We start from the raw sequence: 17,452 nt of genomic DNA, 5'->3' as shown, positions 1-17,452 counted from the left end.
CCAATGGCGCTCGCTAGCGTCGAGAAAATCACTTTGCATCTTGACCAGCTCCCTATCAATCTAGTGCTTAGTATTAGTATTCAAGTGGATATTAACCCTTCAGCGCTTGTACCAACCCATGGCGCACGTACCATGTGTTTTCGGCGTAACGGGTGGCGTCCTGGGCCAGCCAACCGGCAAGATCACGCAGCCTGCGATCCTCGGCGGCCATCGGGACGATACCGCGCCCGATTTCCGGCACGATCAGCACGATTTCTGGGCCTCCCAGGCGTTCAAATTGGGACAACCCCTCAAGCTCAGTGGCGAGCACATGACGCAGCGCGTCGTCATCGGGGCATGCCTTGAGCGCCGTTTGTAACCAAGCGAGCCAACCGGTCAGCACCCAGGTTTTTGGTTCGATAGCCTCGCTGTCGCTTAAGAGCGCTTCCGACAACGTTGGCAAAGCGCTACCCGGCACTAGCCGGCACCAGGCCGCTTCGGGAAAGCGTGCGCTTACGACGTCACGTTTTCCAGCGCAGGCACCGCCGATGAAGAGCTGCATTGCCAATCTCCTTCTTCATTCGCGCGCGGGAGATACGTCAGTTGCCAGCGCCTGCCTTGCGCCTGGTGCACCGTACCCTCCCAGAATTCGATGGTTTCAAAGCGGCGGCGTAATTCACGAATCACGCCGCCGTGGGTGACCACCAGCACTTTGCGATAGCTTTCCTGCCTGGCTTTTTCCGCGAGCTCCTGAAACCAAGCTTCCAGCCGCTCGCGTAGCTGGGCCGCCGATTCGCCACCGGGAATTTGCAGCTCGCCCACGCTATCAATCCAAGCACGGTAATGAGGTAGGTCTTTTAGCTCGTCGTAGACCTTGCCTTCGTAGTCGCCAAAATCCAGCTCGCGCAGGCGTGGCTCAAGATGCACGGGAATGCCGGACTTGGCAGCCTGGGTCCACTCGAGCGTTTGCTGGCAGCGGTTCAGGTCGCTTACGTAAATAGCATCGAAACGCTCATCAACCAGCGCTTCGCGAAGCGCCATAAGCCCTTCTTCCGCTTCAGGCAGCAACAGCGGTATATCGCGCTGCCCTTGATAACGCCGCTCGCGATTCCAGGCGGTCAAGCCATGACGAACGACCACCAGCTCCAGCCGATCAGCAGCAACCATAGTTCTCCTCCTTCAATGGCGGCACCCACGATATCGCCGTTGATACCGGTAAAGGTGCGGATCATCACCAACGCATACAACAACACAAACACCAACAGAGCACCCAACAGCACCGGCCACCCTGGCAGCCAAAGAAACAGCAAAGATAACGGTATAAGAGAAAACACCAAGTCACGATGCCGTAGGTGTTGCCGCCACGCCCAAGCCAGCCCTTCGCGGCGGGCGCAAGGGGTCAAGCACAACAGGGCCACCGCGGCAAAGCGGGAAAGCGCCGAAATCGCTACCAGCAATGCTGGGGGCATCTCGGCCTCCAGCAATGCCCACAACAGCACACCCTTCCAGGCCAACAGGAATACCAGCGCCAGTATCCCGAAGCTGCCTACTTGCGGGTCTTTCATGATTTCCCAGCGGCGTTCCAGCGGCATATTGCTGCCCAGGGCATCGGCCACGTCCATCAGGCCGTCCAAGTGCAAACCACCGGAAAGCCCGACCCATAGACTGAGCAGCGCAAGCGCCAGCAGCGGCGTGGGCAATAGCTCTTGAAGCAATACGGCGGCACCGGCCAGCAGTGCGCCCAACAGTAGCCCCACCAGCGGATAGCAACGCAGCGCCCAGCGGCTGGTCGCCGGGCGCCACGGGCACTCGACAGGCACCGGCAGCCGGGTAAGGAACTGGATGGCCAGCAGCAGGCCGAATCCGGCGTTTTTCATCAGGTGTCCTTAACCTCAATCGCCGCTTTTTTCCATTCGATGGCGAGCCCCGCCACCACCTCGATCACGCTTTCAGCCTCAAGGGCAAGCCGACGATGCAAACCCTGGAGAAACGCCAAATAGCGCCAGATTTCGGCGTCTTGGGGTGGCAGGTCTTCATTGAGGTCGTTTGAGACCACCACCAGTGCAATATGGCGTGCTCGGGCGCTAGCGACCAGAGCCTCGACCTGGGCGCGTGCCTCGGCTTCGTCGAGGCCCCCTTCATAAAGCGCTCGGCTGGCCCAAAGTGTCAGGCAGTCCAGCAGCACGGTAGCACCCACCTCGACACCATCGAGCGCCGCGCCTAGCATAAGCGGCGCTTCCAAGGTGAACCAACCCGGCCCACGCTTGTGCCGGTGACGTTGGATACGAGCCGCCATTTCGGCATCCGAGCCGGTCGCCGTGGCAAGATAGTAGCGTTTGCCACCCTGCTCTTGTTGCCACTCAAGCGTGAGACGCTCAGCCACGTCGCTCTTGCCGGAACGCGCCCCACCACTGACGAAAGCGATCATGCGTCTCTTGCCTTGTCCAGCGCCTCTAGCAGGCGGTCATTGTCGGCGCGATCACGCAGCGCTAAGCGTAGCCAGCCGCCTTCAAGCCCCGAAAAGTTGTGGGTATGGCGCGCCAAAATACCGCCGCGCAGCAGGCGCTCAAAAAGCGCCGCACTGGTGTCGCTGCCCGGCTCAGGGCGCACCAGAAAGAAATTGGCCTGGCTGGGAATGACCTCAAGCCCGCACGCGCCGAGAGCCGTCGCCATGCGGGAATGCTCCTCACGCAGCCAGCGATGTGTGCGGGCCTGAAAATCCTCATCGCCTAGCAGCTTCGCCACTAACTCGGCGGCCAGGTGATTAACGCTCCAAGAGGGCTGATAAGTGCGGGCCTGACTGACGGTGTCGGCATCCGCCAGCAGATAGCCCAGGCGCAGTCCCGGCAAGGTGTAGAACTTGGTTAGTGAGCGCAGCAAGATGAGGTTGTCGAAACGCGCCAACAACGGCGTGAGGCGTTCATCGCCATGCGCGATGAAATCCACGAAAGCTTCGTCAATCACCAGGCGGCAATCGCGTGCCCTGGCCATTTGCAGCAGCGTCTTGATGGTGGCGCGAGGAATCAGGGTTCCGGTGGGGTTGTTGGGGCGGCAGATAAACACAACGTGGCACTGATCAAGGGTTGGATCGAGCGAGTCCAGATCAAGCTGAAAGTCCGGGCCGGTCAAGGCGATGGAAACCACCGCCACACCGTAAGCCTTACAGGCCCGGGCGTACTCGGTGAAAGTCGGCTGTACGATGCCCGCCCGGCCCCCGACATGCAGTGCCGCGCTCAGAAAAATCGCCTCGGCGCCGCCATTAGTCAATAGCACCTGCTCGGGGCTCACCCCTTCGTGGCAGGCGATGGCTTCACAAGCCGCGATATAGTCTGGCGCCGGGTAATGCGCTAGGCCCGTGACCAGTTCAGCCAGGCGTTCGGGCACCCAGGCCGGTGGCCCCAGGGGGTTTAGATTGGCGCTGAAATCGATCAGCGGATGGTGTTCCGGCAGCCCGAAACGCGCCAGAAGCGCCGATGCCTGGCCACCATGGCTGGGCCAGGCTGAAGCGGCTCGGTTCATGTCAGCATCTCCCTGAAAAGTACTTCTCTGAACAGCACCACGCCACTCATTAGCAGCAGGAAAACCAGCCAACCGCCGTGCATCAGCGCAATCGCCCGGGAGATATGCTGCACGCTCAAGGGCTCAAGCGGTTCGCCGAGGTGCGCGCGATGCGATGCCACGCCCGCGTAATAGTTGGTACCACCCAACTGCACGCCGAGCAGGTTCGCCACTATCGCTTCCGGCCAGCCAGCGTTGGGGCTGGGGTGATTCGGCGCTTCACGCAGAGCGGCTGGCAACGCGCCTTTTAGCGCGCCCCGCCGACGCGAGCCAGAAAGGCAAAACGCCGCCAGCCAGATCGTCACAGCAGTAAGCCGTGCCGGCAGCCAATTGGCTAGGTCATCGAGCTTCGCTGAGACGTAGCCGAAGTCCGCGTAACGCGCATTGCGGTAGCCCACCATGGAATCCAGGGTATTCACCGCTTTATAAGTCAGCGCCAGCGGTGCGCCACCGATCAATGCGAAAAACAGCGGCGCGGTGATGCCGTCCACGGTATTTTCCGCCACCGTCTCCACCGTGGCACGCGTAATATCGCTTTCTCCCAGCCCTTCGGTGTCGCGCCCTACGATCATCGCCAGCGCTTGGCGAGCAGCGATAAGATCGCCCTGGGCAAGAGGCGTCGCCACGGCCAATGCGGCATCACGCAGCCCTTTAGTCGCCAAAGTCGTCGCCAGTAGCCACACCTCTGCGGCTATCCCCAGTGCCGGATGAATGCGTGCCAGCCCTGCCAACACCCCCCAGGCCAGGGCAAACACCAACACCACAACCACCGTGGTCAACAAAGTTCCTCTGGCGCACCTTGCCCGCGCCGCGCCGTGATTCCAGCGCTTTTCCAACGCAGCAATCAACCACCCCATGCCCACCACTGGGTGCGGTAAGCGGCGTGGATCACCGATGACAAGGTCGATGACTATCGCGACACAAACCATGATCAGTATTTCCAGCATCATGGCATCGCTTTAACCGCTAGCATTACTGACGCCCGCGTCGGAAAATGTGGCCATTTCCACCATCATCGCGCTGGCTGCCCGCAGCAGGGGAAATGCCAGGACCGCACCTGTCCCTTCGCCCAAGCGCATTTGCATATCCAAAAGCGGCTTTGCTTGCAAGGCATCCAGCGCGACTTGGTGGCCAGCTTCTTGCGAGCGGTGACCGAAGATTAGGTAGCCGCGCACCGCAGGGCAAAGTCTACACACAGTAAGGGCGGCGACGGTGGCAATAAAACCATCCACGATGATAGGCAGCCGATACGCTGCTGAGGCTAAATAAGCACCGGTCATCGCCGCGATTTCCAGCCCGCCCACACTCGAAAGCACGCCAAGCGGGTCACACGCATCGGGTTGACGAGCTGCTAGCGCACGCTCAATCACGGCTACTTTATGCATTTGCTGGGCACTAGTGATACCGGTACCCAAACCCACAACATCAGCGACCGGTTGGCCCGTTAGCACCGCCAGCATCGCGCTACTTGCCGTGGTATTAGCAATGCCCATCTCACCTACGATTAACGTTTTGCATCCCGCCTCGGCAGCTCGCGTCACTGCCTCAATACCTGCCGATATCGCCGTACTGGCTTCCTCACGTGTCATGGCGTCTTGGTGCACCATATTCGCTGTGCCACGCCGCACTTTGGCATCCACTACCCCAGGGGCATGAAGATCACTCCCTACACCGACATCCACCACTTCCAGGCGCGCCCTTACCTGGCGAGCAAATACATTAATTGCCGCGCCGCCTTGGGCAAAGTTGGTCACCATCTGTGCGGTCACCTCACTGGGAAACGCCGAGACCGCCTCAGCAGCTACACCATGGTCGGCGGCGAATACCACTACCCCCGGCGGGCTAGGTTCAAATCGTGTATGCCCAGTGATTTCGCTAAGCTGAATGGCAAGCGACTCCAGCGTGCCTAGGCTGCCTGGCGGCTTGGTCAGCGTATCAAGGTAAGCGTGCGCCGCTTCGCCCGCCTCACGCTCAACTGGCTGAATACGGCAAATCCACTCAGAAACGATATCGGGCATGGCAGGCTCCAAAACGGGCTGATAAAAGGCGCTAAATGGTAGCAGACCCGGCGCGTGTTTACTTGCCCCACTCTTCATGCGATTCACCCGTAACGGCTAACCTTGCGCCTTTTTCTAAACACCATATACTGTATTTATAATCATATACAGGTATTGATAGAATACAGAGGTAGCAAATGACGACTCCCGATCAAGCGCCTAGCGGTTCAACCGTGTATAAAGGTCGCGGGGCGACGTACGACCCGCACAACCGTTTTGCACCTACCCATAGCGTGGCGGAAGACGAAGGTTGGTGGCAGGTGGAAGTCTCCACCACCATCGCTACCGAAGTGCGCGAGGAAGTGACCAAAAGTGCGCTGTCGTGGAATCGCTCGCCAGATTTACCTTTTGATCGCTCGCTGAACCCGTATCGCGGCTGTGAGCACGGCTGCGTTTACTGCTATGCACGTCCTTCTCACGCCTACTGGGATTTGTCGCCGGGGCTGGATTTTGAAACCAAATTGATTGCCCGCAGCGGTTTAGTGGAGCGGTTAACTGAAGAGCTTTGTCATCCCAACTATGTGTGCCGCCCCATCAACCTTTCCGGCAACACCGACTGCTACCAACCGCTTGAAGCCAAACATCAAACCACTCGGCAGTTACTTGAGCTGCTGCTGGAGTGTCGCCATCCGGTAACGCTGGTGACCAAAAGCACCTTAGTGCTGCGCGATTTAGAGCTCCTGGCGGAGATGGCTGAGCACCGCTTAGTGCGCGTGTTCGTCAGCTTGACCAGCCTGGATGCCAATTTGAAACGCACCTTAGAGCCACGGGCGGCATCGCCCCAGGCGCGTTTGCGGGCGATTCGTGAACTCAATACCGCGGGGATTCCCGTGGGTGCGCTGATTTCGCCGGTTATTCCGGGGCTAACCGATCATGAGATCGAAAAGCTCTTGGAAGCCGCCAGCCGTGCAGGGGCACGAACCGCTGCCTGGATGCTGCTGCGCTTACCCTATGAAGTGGCGCCGCTATTTGAAGCCTGGTTAGAAGCCCACTACCCGGAGCGCGCGGCGAAAGTGATGAGCCTAATGCGTCAGTGCCGTGGTGGTAAGGCGTACGATGCCACGTTTGGTAAGCGTTTTCGCGGTGAAGGGGTATTTGCCGATTTGATCGCACAACGCTTTGCCCGCGCCAGCCGTCAATGGAACATGCAAGATCGCACCGAACAGGGCTTGAACACCTGGGATTTTCGCCCACCACGAGCGCAGCAAGATTTATTCTTTTAAGCTATTGCGTCGTTTTCATCGGGCTCTGCCCATGCTAGCCGTGCAGCGTTAAGGGTAACGGTTAGAGAGCTTGCCGCCATGGCGAGTACCGCCACTAACGGAGGTATCGCCATCAGCACCACCAACCCGAGAGCCAAGGTGTTGTACAGCGCCGAAAAAAACAGGTTCTGAACCATGATGCGCCGCGTACGTTTAGCAATGCTGAGAAGTTTCACTACACCACCCATCCCCGGCGTCATTAGCTGTGCGGAAGCTCCTTCGCATGCAGCGTCGCTGGCACTCAGTGGCGCAATACCCACATCGGCCGCGGCCAGGCTCAGGGTATCGTTTAAGCCATCCCCCACGTAGAGCGTTGGCGATGGCAACCCCTGCAAAAGCCGCGCTTTAGCTTCAGGCGAACGCTGCGCGTAGCAAGCTTCACGGGCAAGCCCTACCCGTTCGCCTAGCCAACTGACCGCGCCCTGGCGGTCGCCGCTGATCATCGCGACGACATACCCTGACGCTAACAGGCGCTTTACGCTCGGTTCGGCGTCATCCACCGGCTGATCGGTAAGATAGAACGTGGCGAGCCAACCCGATTCGTCAGCAAGCACCACCTGGGAAGCAAACGCCATGGCGGCGTCTTCCGCTTGGGCAGGCAGCGCTATTTGCTGTTTGGTTAGCCAACTAGCGCTGCCTACCATCAGCCACTCAGCGTTACTCAAGCGCACATGGCGCCCTTCCCCAGGCGCTTCATTTACGTCCACGCATTGCTCAGGACGCTTATCACCTTGGCTGCCCGACCAGCGCGCTAGCGCTTGTGCCAAGGGGTGTTCGCTGCCAGCAACAGCGGTACTGAGCTTGCGCTGCAAAGTGGGCTCATCAACGCCTTTCCGTGCTTGCCAATACAGCACCGTATGGCTGCCAGTGGTTAAGGTGCCGGTTTTATCCAACGCGACAGAGCGAATACGAGCTAGGGTTTCGAGCGCGGCGGGGTCGCGCAGCGCTATCCCCTGCTGCATGGCTTGGCCGCTACCGGCAAGACTTGCCAGCGGCACCGCAAGCCCCACGGCGCAGGGGCAAGCAACCACTAACACCGAAAGAGCGCGCACAAAGGCATCCTCCCAGCCCAACCCAAGTAGCAGCGCAGTGGGCAACGTTAGCATCGCTAGCACTAGGGCTAGCGGGCTTAGCCAAGCGGCAAAACGGTCAGCGAGCTTCTGTAATTCGCCTTTTTTGGCCTGATAGCGGCGCATTTCGTCACACAGCCGATCCAGTCGCCGCTGGCCTACCCCAGCGCTCACCTGCATTACCAGCGGCGTTACACCCAGGTAGCGGCAGCCCGCATAGACCTTCTGCCCGGCATGAAAGTAGCGCGGCAGGCTCTCGCCGGTAAGCGAGGCAGTATCGATCCAACCCGGGGCTTCCAGGATCCCATCAAGGACTACCAACTCACCGGGCGCTAGCTCGACGCGCATTCCCTCTGTCGCTTCGCTCACGGGGAGCAATAGCCACCCTTCCGCTTGCCAAGACCTTATGCTTAAGTCTGGCAGCGTCAGGGTATCCAACGCTTTTAACCCACGGTGGCGACATAGTGTCTCCACTAACCGCCCAACCAGTAAAAGCACAATCAGCATCACCGCCGTGTCGAAATAGACCTCGTTTGAGCCGCGCCATAGCAGCCAAACCGAGACCATCACTGCGCCGATAACACCAAGGCTCACCAGCACATCCATACCGGGGCGTTTGGCAACTAACGTGCGCCATCCGGCCCGGTAAAACGGCATGCCTGCGAACAGCACGACAGGCAGGGAAAATGCCCCCGACACTCACGCCACCACCAAGTCAACTCGCTCCGAAGGCAATGCACCCGCATATATCAATAGTGAAGCGAGCATCGTCCACATGCCGAAAAGGGAACCGATCATCAACCTAAGCGTCAGGTAGCGGCTCTCCTCTTCTAAACGCCCATGGGCGTCCGACATCGGCTCAAGTTGCGAAAGCCGATAGCCCAGGCGTTTAATCTTAGGGGCAAGAGTTGAGAGCTGAATAGCGGCAGGTGTGCCACTTATATAGAGCGTGGCGCTTGGGTAGTGCACGCTAACCTCACGCACGCCTTTAAGCCGCTTTAGAGAGCCCTCCACGGCTAGGGCACAGCTGGTGCACCACATACCGTGGAGGGTATAGAGCTGCTCATCCTCTTTGCTAAGCGGATCGCTTACAAACAAGGCGGAATGCCCATAATCGGCATTGCCGCAAACACAACGCCTAAGGTAGAGAAAAGATACAGCCCGGCAGAAACCGTGGCATTAAAGCGCAGCCGCCCTTCATGGCGTTTGGCCATGCGGCAACAACTCACCGTTAACGCTGCCAGTAACGCAATCGCCGCGATACTGACCACAAGCAGCATAGCGTTCACCAGGGTGAATACGCCCTGCTCGGGAGCAGGCGGCGCCACTGAGCAGGCTACTGCGTGCCCGCCGTAAACGGCCACGAACCAGATACACCATAGCGTTAAGCCAATGACGAAATGTAAAGGATGGGTAAGATGTAAACGCTGCATCGTCATGGACATTAGCTTAGCTCCCTATCACACGCGGCAGCACAGCAAGCGCGCCCACAAGTATCCAGAACGTCACCAGATTATAGCGCCACCACTGGGCAACCACGGCAGGCTCGAAAGGTGCATGGGCGCCCACAAAGCCATAACCTACCCGCAGGCCCTGCAGCAGAGTCAGCACAGCGCCTAAACCGCCGTGTAGCAGCGCATACGCCAGCCCGACCATAATGATCGCATCATGGGAGGTCTCGGTAACCGCTAGGTCTGCACTCAGCAGCACCCACAGCGTTATCGCTACCTGCACAAAGCCTAGGGCACTGATGCAATACATGCCGATTGCCAAGCCCGTATCCTTACCCTGGCGCAAACCGCGCACCCGTTTTTCGAGAATTACCACGCCAGCGGTTAGCGCCACCCCGGCAAGGATCAGCCCCACCAAGGAGAGCGGTGAGGTCTCGGGCATCCGCCACTCAGGGGAAACTGTCCATAGATAGAACCAGCCAAATAGGTAAGAGAGAAAGAACGAACCATTGGCGAGCAGCGTGATCGACATGGCCCATAGGCCGGGGCCATCCATAGTTCGCGAGTGCAGTGGTGGATCGCCGGGAGCAACCTCGGCATCTGGTGCGGCTTTTGGATGCGCCCCGTTCTCCCACGACCAGCGCAGCAAAAATAGCCCAGCGATAACCACCGCGATACCCGCCAAGGGATAAAGGCGCGTTAGCAAGCTAATACATACGACCGCCAGCGCCATGGCAGCAAACAGCGGCCACCAGGAGTTACCCGGTAGATGAATGATTTCACGCACTTTGCCGGTCAAAGGGTCAGTGCCCCACATCTCTCGCCGACCATGGGTAGCCACCGCCAAGCTATGTTGCCCTTCTGCCATGGTGCGCGGTAGATCCGGGTTATCCCATAGTGGGTGGCGCGTCTCGATCTTTGGCAGGCTGACAAAGTTGTAAGCGCTAGGCGGCATACTGTTGGCCCACTCCAGAGTATCCGCGTTCCAGGGATTATGCTTAGCGGGTTTGCCAAAACGGAAGTGCAGCGCAAAATCCAGCAGCACCATGGCAATCCCCGCCGACATAATAAAGCTGCTCATGGATGACAGCAGGTTGAAAATATCCCAGCCCATGCCCGTTTCATAAGAGTAAACCCGCCGCGGCATACCCAGCAGGCCCGTCCAGTGCATGATCAAGAAGGTGCCATTAAAGCCCAGAAAGGTGAGCCAAAAGCCCCATTTCCCGAGGGTTTCTGAAGGCATCCGTCCTGAAAAAAGCGGCAACCAGTAGTAGAGCCCGGCAATCAGTGGGAAGAACATCCCGCCCACCAGCACATAGTGCATATGCGCCACCACAAAGTGGGTGTCGTGCACCTGCCAGTTAAACGGCACCAGCGCCAGCATGACGCCGGTCAAACCACCACACACAAAGATAATTAAGAAGCCCATGATCCATAGCATCGGCAGCTTCATCTTGGGCTTACCCAGCCATAGCGTGGCCAGCCACACAAACACCTGAATCGCTGTAGGCACCGCCACCAACATACTGGCAGCGGAGAAGAACGCTTGGGCCAGTTGGGGAATGCCGATGGTAAACATGTGGTGAACCCAGAGCCCAAAACTAATAAAGCCGGTCACGATAATGGCAAAGACTGCCCAGCCGTAGCCCACAATCGGACGGCCAGCAAACACCGGGATTAGCGTGGAGACAATGCCCGCCGCAGGCAGGAAAATGATGTAAACCTCAGGGTGGCCGAACAGCCAAAAGAGGTGCTGCCATAGAATCGGGTCACCGCCACCCGCCACTTCAAAAAACGGCATCCCCGCAGCGCGCTCAAGCTCCAGCAAAACACTGCCCAGAATCAACGGCGGGAAACCGACCACAATCATTAGCGCCATGGCGAGGATATACCAGGCAAACAGCGGCATTTTGTGCAGTGCCATGCCTTGGGTACGGGTGCGCAAGATCGAGACAACCAACTCTACCCCGGCGGAAAGCGCGGAGATTTCAACGAAGGTAATCCCTAGCAGCCAAAAATCTGAGCCCAACCCCGGTGAGTATTCGCTGCTGCTTAGCGGGGTATACATAAACCAACCGCTGTCCGGCGCCATCTCTAACACCAAACTAAACGATAAAATGATGCCGCCAAATAGATAACACCAGTAACCCAGCGATGTTAAACGTGGGCAAACCAGATCCCGGGCACCGATCATCTTGGGGATCATATAAATCGCCAACCCTTCCAGCATTGGGATGGCGAACAGAAACATCATCACCGTGCCATGCATGGTGGTGACTTGGTTATAGATATCCGGCGACATAAAGTCTTGATCGGGGAGCGCCAGCTGAGTGCGCACCAACATGGCCAATAGGCCACCAATCAAGAAGAACACCATCCCGGTAACCATAAAACGTAGGCCGAGAGCGGTATGGTTAACAATGGTGAGCGCTTTCAAACCACGCGGATTGCCCCAGATATCGTGCAAGTCATTGTGCAGTTGGTTGGGCCCTTTAATGTCATCGCCTTGCGGGGTCGCTTCACGGTTAATAGTGGTCATGGGGTTAGCGTCTCCAGCCAATCACCCAGGGACGCTAAGGTGGCGGTTTCAATATCATCGTGGGGCGGCATTTTGTTGCCCGGTTTTAAGTCTCGATGATGCTGTAGCCAGTGGGTTATCGCGCCCTCCTCCATGGCTATCATGCCCGCACCAAGACTGGTGCGGCTGCCAAGATCGGAAAGATCCGGACCTAATTCACCTGAAGATAGCCCTGCTACCCGGTGGCAGCTCGCGCAATGGGTCATAAATGCTTCCCTGGCAGATTCATGCTGTTGGTCGTTTTCCGCTAGCGCTGCCAGTTCACCCGTTTGGCGGGCGGCCAACCAGGCGTCGTACTCGTCGCGCTCGACGGCTTCCACATAGAGCTGCATTTGAGTGTGTTGAGCACCGCAAAACTCGGCGCACTGAGCGCCAAACACGGCTGGCTCATCCGCTTCCAAGCGGATTTTATTAACGCGCCCAGGCACCATATCAATCTTACCGCCCAAGCGTGGCACCCAGAAGGCATGAATAACGTCGGCACCGGTAACATGAAAATCAACCGGCTCACCGGCGGGCATGATGAGCTGATTAGAAGTCACCACCTCGCCCCCTTCCGCGCCGGGGTAGCGCACTTCCCACCACCACTGGTGGCCGATGACTTCAATTACCTCTGGCGGCTCGCTCAAAGGCAACGGTAAAAGCCGCTGTCCAGTAGGCACTCCGAAGGCCAGTAGCGCGGTAATGCTGACCACCGGCAGCACAATGCCACCACCAATAATCCAGCGGCGTGCTATTTTTCGCTCCTCGGCAGGCGTTCGCGTTACTTCTTTACGCTTGAAGGTATACAGCCAAAAAACAGTCACCAGCACCAATATCACGGTGCCAAAACCCAGCATTACCCACCAGATCATCACCACATCTCGCGCGGCCTGGCCTGCCGGGTCTAGAATAGATTTATCACCCGCACAGCCGGTTAGCAGCAGCCCAACTAACAGCGCTAGCGGTGCGCCAGGCGATTTGACCCGCTGCGGGGTTAAGCGTTGAATACAGAGCCTCATCCCTTGAATTCCTTTTTCTGCCCACAGGAAGTGACCATGGCAAAACCTCGTCAGCGCTCGATTAAAAGCCGCGCGTCCCTCGCCGGCCATCCGCTTCATCCCGTGATGATTCACTTTCCCGTCGCAGCCCTGATGGCGCTGGTGGCAAGCGATATTGGTTTCCTGCTGAGCGGCGATCCATTCTGGTTGCGCGTCAGCTTGTGGCTGGCCGGTGTCGGTGCTTTCGGCGGCTGGATTGCCAGTACGGCTGGAATTATCGATCTGGTCACCGTGTCGCGCATTCGACGCCTGATAACTGGCTGGAGCCACGCTCTCGTCGCCGTAGTGATGCTCTCGCTGGCCTCGCTGAACTGGCTGCTGCGCTTTAACGACCTTAGTGCGATTTTGCCCTGGGGCTTGGCCATATCGCTGCTCACCGCCGCTTTGATCGCCCTGGTGGGCTGGCTGGGCGGGCAGCTGGTGTACGAACACGCAGTGGGAGTCGAGGTTGAGGATTAAAACTAAGCTGTTAAAAAACACGGCGTTAGCTCCAATCCAGAGGCTTAGCTAACACAAACCCCAGCACGCTTAGAATGCCCGCCAGCGCAACGCACAGCGCTGTCCAAGTGGCGGGTTTAACCCAGCGGTAGTGACCAATCTCAACGCGCAGTATTAACCAGCCAAAACAGCCGTGAGCAGCGACCATGGCCACCACGGCGCCAAGTTTTAAGATCAGCCAGCCGCCCAGCAGGCCATGGATGAGAAACAGCAGCGTACCCGTGGCAATCGCGACTAAGGCGGCCGGGGTGGCAATGGAGTTATAAAAAAACCGCAGCATGTGCGGCGAGCCCTGAGCAAAACCCGAGTCTTTGCGTAGCTGCAGCGCCTGGCTGAGCAAGGCGGGAAGATAAAGCAACGAACCGCACCAGATCACTAACGCGGCAATGTGAAGCAATTTAAGCCAGGGCATCGGGGCTTCCTTGCGTTGCATAAGGCGAAGTCAGATCACTTCTTAACCTTAGTCAACTCGCTGCACTCTAGCTAGCGACTTAACTCACCTCAATCTCGTAACCCGTGAATTTGCGCAGATTAATGACCCCGCTATCGAGGATCAAATACTGCCCTTTAAGCCCCTGCAATACGCCTTCCACCCGAGGATTTTTATCAAAGTTGTGCGAGACGACCTTACGTGGAAAATCACTCACCGGATAAGTAAAGGTGTGCGCGCTCGCTTCTAGCAGGCGAATCGCGTCATCACCGTGTTCCGCTTTGAGCTGATTTAGGCCGCTCTCCAGCTGATTGAATAAGCGATCACGCTCGGCTTTCAAATCCAGCGGCTCAACCTCACCTTTAAGCATCGCGCGCCAATTGGTGCGGTCACTCACCTGCTCTTTGAACAACACCTCGACAAAACCCGCCTGTTGGCGTGTATCGACTTCCAAAATTGGCAATGCTTGAATGGCGCCTTGGTCTAGCCAGCGGGTTGGCATCTGCGTTTTGCGGGTAATCCCAACCTTCACTCCCGAAGAGTTGGCCAGATAAACAATATGTGGCTGAAAACAGTGCTGCTTGGCCCACTCCGGCTCCCGGCAGGTACCCTGGAAAAAGTGGCAGGTTTCCGGCTTCATGATGCAGGTATCACACTGGGCTAACCGCTTGAAGCATGGGTAGCAATACCCTTGGGCAAAGCTCTTTTTCGTCGCGCGCCCGCAATGGGTACAGGCAATCGCACCGCGCCACTCCAGTGTAAGCGGCTGGCCTAGCTTGTCGTTCAAAGCAAGCTGTTGCGCCCCCGCCCGTAGGGCGTAGTTCACCGGTAGCTGAACGTTTGCCGCAGGCTCAATCGCCATTTTGCGCAGGCAGCCGCGCAGCACTTTGTCACTCATTCCCTCACACCCTTCTCGTCTATATCGGTCTCATCCACGGCGTCGTTAGTTGCGGGTGGCATCCTTGGCAAGCCCAGCCATTTCCGGCGAAGCGCCCAGCCCTGTGGCGCCAGCGCCGCAGGTGCGCTGCTCTAGGTAGCCTACGCGATTCTCTTCGGGCACGTTGTTTTCCGCCTCATAGCGCATCACGGCTTCTAAACAGAGCTCGGTTTGCTCAGACGTCAAATAGCGGCCATCCGGCCATTTACGTAGCGACACTGCTTGCTTCAAGCTTTCATAAATGGCCGGGGTCATCTGGTTAATCATTTTATCGAAGGTCATATCGCTCATTGCGTGCCTCTTATCGGTTTCTCAAACGCCGGGATGAATAATACCAGCCGGTGACAAGCCCCACGAGTAGACCGCCCAAATGCGCTTCATTGGCGACATTGCCAAAGCCAACGCTGCCCGCCATATCGGTCATGGTGAACACCATCCAACCGAGCATAAACACCACCAGCATGGTAGGAACAAAAAAGCCGCTTTCGGGCACCCGGCGCGACATCAACCACACATGCCCTAAAAGCGCATAAACCACGCCCGACATGCCGCCAAAAAGCGCCGTTCCGGTGGCGTACTGCGCAAGATTAGCGCCCACGCCGGCTACGACTAAGAGAAGTAGCATAGTGCGGCTACCCTGAAGCATTTCGATTTGACGGCCAAAGTACCATACCCACATCAGGTTAAAGACCAGGTGCATCCAGCCAAAGTGCAAAAAGGCAGGTGAAAGAAAACGCCATAGCTGGCCGCTATTTAACGTGGCCGATAGCGAGCCAAATACCAAATCATCGTTGGCAATACCAATCGGTACGATGGTCAAGCTCACAATCAGCAAGTCACCGAATAGACCAATCAAGGCAAATACCAAAAGGCTTAAAACAATCATCGCCGCTGTCACGGGCACGCGCTTTAACGCCGGCAGCACATCGGCGCTGCGTTGAGCACGCCCCCGGGTTGGACGCGAAAGTACGAGCGGCTCGCCTCTCTCCCAGCGCTGCACTAACGCTTGTAACTCAACGTGCTGATTGGGGTCAGCTACCCAAATCAACTGGCCATCGGCCTCAGCCGTAATACGATGCCCGATACGGTGTTGCCAGAGAGCTTGGCGTAGTTCCCGCGTATCGGCATCGTGAGGCAAGAGCATGACGGGGTGCATTTCAGTATCTCCCTATTAACTAAAGCGGCTCGACCTTGAAGCGTCACGCCAGAACGTTTAAACCATCTTACCGTATCGAGCACCGAGATCAGATAGGGGCTTAACGGACAAATCGCGTGCGTGATGACCGATAATGGCTTTGGTGTGTCATGCTGATGGTCACTGAGCCATTTTTCTATCACCAACGACTCTTTCGCCAACCACTGGGGAGGCAAAATAATGGGGCAACCCAAAACGTTAGACTTAGCATTACAAGGCGGCGGTTCTCACGGCGCCTTCACCTGGGGCGTTATCGACCGCTTACTCGCGGATGACCGCGTTGAGATCGAAGGTATTAGCGGCACCAGCGCTGGCGCGATGAACGGCGTAGTGATGGCCGATGCGCTAACCCGTGGCGATAAAGAGACCGCTCGTGAAGCATTGCACGATTTCTGGCAAGCCGTTAGCCGTGCGGGCATGGCAAGCCCTATACGCCGCTCACCGCTGGATAAATTGACCGGCAACTGGAGCCTTGAGCACTCACCGGGCTACATCGCCATGGACCTGATGAGCCGCTTGGTCTCGCCGTATCAGTTCAATCCATTCAACGTGAACCCGCTGCGTGAGATTGTCGCCGAACGGATCGACTTTGACCGGGTGCGCCGCTGCGAGCAACTCAAGCTATTCGTGACGGCCACCAATGTCCGTACCGGTAAGCAGCGGGTGTTTCATCGCCAAGAGATGAGCATTGATGCGGTCATGGCCTCCGCCTGCCTGCCGTTTGTATTTCAAGCCGTTGAAATTGACGGAGAGGCTTATTGGGATGGCGGCTATATGGGTAACCCGGCGCTGTTCCCGCTGATGGAAGAATGTAGCGCTCGGGACATTTTGCTTGTCCAGATTAACCCCATTCGTCGCGATGTCCTTCCCACCACGGCGTCGGCCATTATGAATCGCCTCAACGAAATCACGTTTAACTCGGCGCTGATTAAAGAAGTGCGCATGATCGCCATGCTCAAGCAGGTGCTTGATGCCCAAGGCATCGAAAACTGTTATTCGCAGGCACTGTTCCATCGCATCAGCGGCGAAGAAGCCTTAAAAGAACTATCGGTGTCCAGCAAGCTTAACGCTGAGTGGGCTTTTCTGTGTCATCTGTTTGAACAAGGAAGCGCTGCCGCTGACCGCTGGTTGGAAGACAATGTCGAAGCACTAGGCGAACGCTCCACACTGGACATTGACGACGTCTATTTGCACGACAGCTAGAGGCTGCCGTCAGCACCAAACTAAGCCATAGGTAACGCACCCTGCCCCACCATGCAGCATTTGCGTTGCTGATTTGCTCGCGACCCTTCACCCTAAATAACAATAATTGACTGATAAAAATCATAAAATATTTTCTTGGCCACCTTTTTGCTTATATCTACTAGTGATGGTAGGCGTGGACCAGGCCCAACTGG

At 57.5% G+C, this 17,452-nt stretch carries 19 protein-coding genes; 3 read left to right on the top strand and 16 right to left on the bottom strand.

Going from position 1 to position 17,452, the window contains the following annotated elements; genetic code table 11:
- Positions 1-91: 91 nt before the first annotated feature.
- From HZS81_RS16075 to cobT, 7 genes are read right to left on the bottom strand one after another with little or no spacing between them, the layout of a single operon-like run.
- The gene (locus HZS81_RS16075) at positions 92-541 is read right to left on the bottom strand and encodes a bifunctional adenosylcobinamide kinase/adenosylcobinamide-phosphate guanylyltransferase (protein ID WP_179931532.1); all 450 of its coding nucleotides are present in this window, start codon (positions 539-541) and stop codon (positions 92-94) included.
- Complete coding sequence (locus HZS81_RS16070) at positions 493-1,146, bottom strand: histidine phosphatase family protein (protein WP_179931531.1); 654 nt, start codon at positions 1,144-1,146, stop codon at positions 493-495. Before HZS81_RS16070 ends, HZS81_RS16075 begins: the two co-directional genes overlap by 49 nt.
- Positions 1,098-1,856 carry an adenosylcobinamide-GDP ribazoletransferase gene (gene cobS, locus HZS81_RS16065; protein ID WP_179931530.1) on the bottom strand — a complete coding sequence of 253 codons (759 nt, stop codon included), beginning with the start codon at positions 1,854-1,856 and terminating at the stop codon, positions 1,098-1,100. The genes HZS81_RS16070 and cobS overlap by 49 nt, the downstream gene beginning before the upstream one ends.
- The gene (locus tag HZS81_RS16060; protein ID WP_179931529.1) at positions 1,856-2,407 is read right to left on the bottom strand and encodes a bifunctional adenosylcobinamide kinase/adenosylcobinamide-phosphate guanylyltransferase; all 552 of its coding nucleotides are present in this window, start codon (positions 2,405-2,407) and stop codon (positions 1,856-1,858) included. Before HZS81_RS16060 ends, cobS begins: the two co-directional genes overlap by 1 nt.
- Entirely contained in the window at positions 2,404-3,498 is a 1,095-nt protein-coding gene (gene cobD, locus HZS81_RS16055; RefSeq protein ID WP_179931528.1) for a threonine-phosphate decarboxylase CobD, read from the bottom strand. The genes HZS81_RS16060 and cobD overlap by 4 nt, the downstream gene beginning before the upstream one ends.
- Positions 3,495-4,487 (bottom strand): adenosylcobinamide-phosphate synthase CbiB, encoded by a 993-nt coding sequence (cbiB, locus tag HZS81_RS16050; RefSeq protein WP_179931527.1) that lies wholly within the window; start codon positions 4,485-4,487, stop codon positions 3,495-3,497. Before cbiB ends, cobD begins: the two co-directional genes overlap by 4 nt.
- A 9-nt stretch (positions 4,488-4,496) precedes the next feature.
- Positions 4,497-5,555, bottom strand: coding sequence for a nicotinate-nucleotide--dimethylbenzimidazole phosphoribosyltransferase (cobT, locus tag HZS81_RS16045; protein WP_179931526.1), 1,059 nt, complete (start codon positions 5,553-5,555; stop codon positions 4,497-4,499).
- A 176-nt stretch (positions 5,556-5,731) separates the two neighbouring features.
- Here cobT and HZS81_RS16040 point away from each other — a divergent pair, with 176 nt between their 5' ends.
- Positions 5,732-6,817 (top strand): PA0069 family radical SAM protein, encoded by a 1,086-nt coding sequence (locus HZS81_RS16040; RefSeq protein WP_179931525.1) that lies wholly within the window; start codon positions 5,732-5,734, stop codon positions 6,815-6,817.
- Here the strand turns inward: HZS81_RS16040 and HZS81_RS16035 are convergent.
- From HZS81_RS16035 to coxB, 5 genes are read right to left on the bottom strand one after another with little or no spacing between them, the layout of a single operon-like run.
- Positions 6,814-8,625 (bottom strand): heavy metal translocating P-type ATPase, encoded by a 1,812-nt coding sequence (locus HZS81_RS16035; RefSeq protein ID WP_338401870.1) that lies wholly within the window; start codon positions 8,623-8,625, stop codon positions 6,814-6,816. The two genes, HZS81_RS16040 and HZS81_RS16035, sit on opposite strands and share 4 nt — an antisense overlap.
- A complete protein-coding gene (locus tag HZS81_RS18255; protein ID WP_338401869.1) occupies positions 8,626-9,024 on the bottom strand; it encodes a cation transporter in 399 nt (132 codons plus the stop codon).
- Positions 9,015-9,371 (bottom strand): hypothetical protein, encoded by a 357-nt coding sequence (locus HZS81_RS16030; RefSeq protein WP_179931524.1) that lies wholly within the window; start codon positions 9,369-9,371, stop codon positions 9,015-9,017. The genes HZS81_RS18255 and HZS81_RS16030 overlap by 10 nt, the downstream gene beginning before the upstream one ends.
- 4 nt (positions 9,372-9,375) lie before the next feature.
- The gene (gene ctaD, locus HZS81_RS16025; RefSeq protein ID WP_179931523.1) at positions 9,376-11,916 is read right to left on the bottom strand and encodes a cytochrome c oxidase subunit I; all 2,541 of its coding nucleotides are present in this window, start codon (positions 11,914-11,916) and stop codon (positions 9,376-9,378) included.
- Positions 11,913-12,956, bottom strand: a complete 1,044-nt coding sequence (gene coxB / locus HZS81_RS16020) for a cytochrome c oxidase subunit II (protein WP_179931522.1) — start codon at positions 12,954-12,956, stop codon at positions 11,913-11,915. Before coxB ends, ctaD begins: the two co-directional genes overlap by 4 nt.
- A 36-nt stretch (positions 12,957-12,992) precedes the next feature.
- Between coxB and HZS81_RS16015 the strand changes: the two genes are divergently transcribed.
- The gene (locus tag HZS81_RS16015; RefSeq protein WP_179931521.1) at positions 12,993-13,454 is read left to right on the top strand and encodes a DUF2231 domain-containing protein; all 462 of its coding nucleotides are present in this window, start codon (positions 12,993-12,995) and stop codon (positions 13,452-13,454) included.
- A 25-nt stretch (positions 13,455-13,479) separates the two neighbouring features.
- Here HZS81_RS16015 and HZS81_RS16010 read toward each other — a convergent pair whose 3' ends face one another.
- The 4 genes from HZS81_RS16010 to HZS81_RS15995 all read right to left on the bottom strand — a co-directional run bounded on the left by HZS81_RS16010 (position 13,480) and on the right by HZS81_RS15995 (position 16,016).
- On the bottom strand, positions 13,480-13,905 hold the full coding sequence (locus tag HZS81_RS16010) for a CopD family protein (protein WP_179931520.1): 426 nt from the start codon (positions 13,903-13,905) through the stop codon (positions 13,480-13,482).
- 79 nt (positions 13,906-13,984) lie between these two features.
- Positions 13,985-14,821 (bottom strand): DUF2797 domain-containing protein, encoded by an 837-nt coding sequence (locus HZS81_RS16005; protein ID WP_179931519.1) that lies wholly within the window; start codon positions 14,819-14,821, stop codon positions 13,985-13,987.
- Positions 14,822-14,866: 45 nt separating this feature from the next.
- Positions 14,867-15,151 carry a YeaC family protein gene (locus HZS81_RS16000; RefSeq protein ID WP_179931518.1) on the bottom strand — a complete coding sequence of 95 codons (285 nt, stop codon included), beginning with the start codon at positions 15,149-15,151 and terminating at the stop codon, positions 14,867-14,869.
- A gap of 10 nt (positions 15,152-15,161) precedes the next feature.
- Complete coding sequence (locus HZS81_RS15995; protein ID WP_179931517.1) at positions 15,162-16,016, bottom strand: rhomboid family intramembrane serine protease; 855 nt, start codon at positions 16,014-16,016, stop codon at positions 15,162-15,164.
- A 219-nt stretch (positions 16,017-16,235) separates the two neighbouring features.
- Between HZS81_RS15995 and HZS81_RS15990 the strand changes: the two genes are divergently transcribed.
- Positions 16,236-17,258, top strand: coding sequence for a patatin-like phospholipase family protein (locus tag HZS81_RS15990; RefSeq protein ID WP_179931516.1), 1,023 nt, complete (start codon positions 16,236-16,238; stop codon positions 17,256-17,258).
- Positions 17,259-17,452: the final 194 nt, after the last annotated feature.

Origin of the sequence: Vreelandella salicampi, assembly GCF_013415105.1 — a bacterium.
GTDB lineage: Bacteria > Pseudomonadota > Gammaproteobacteria > Pseudomonadales > Halomonadaceae > Vreelandella > Vreelandella salicampi.
The sequence above is the reverse complement of the archived record's forward strand: the minus strand, read 5'-3'. Positions and strand labels throughout refer to the sequence as shown.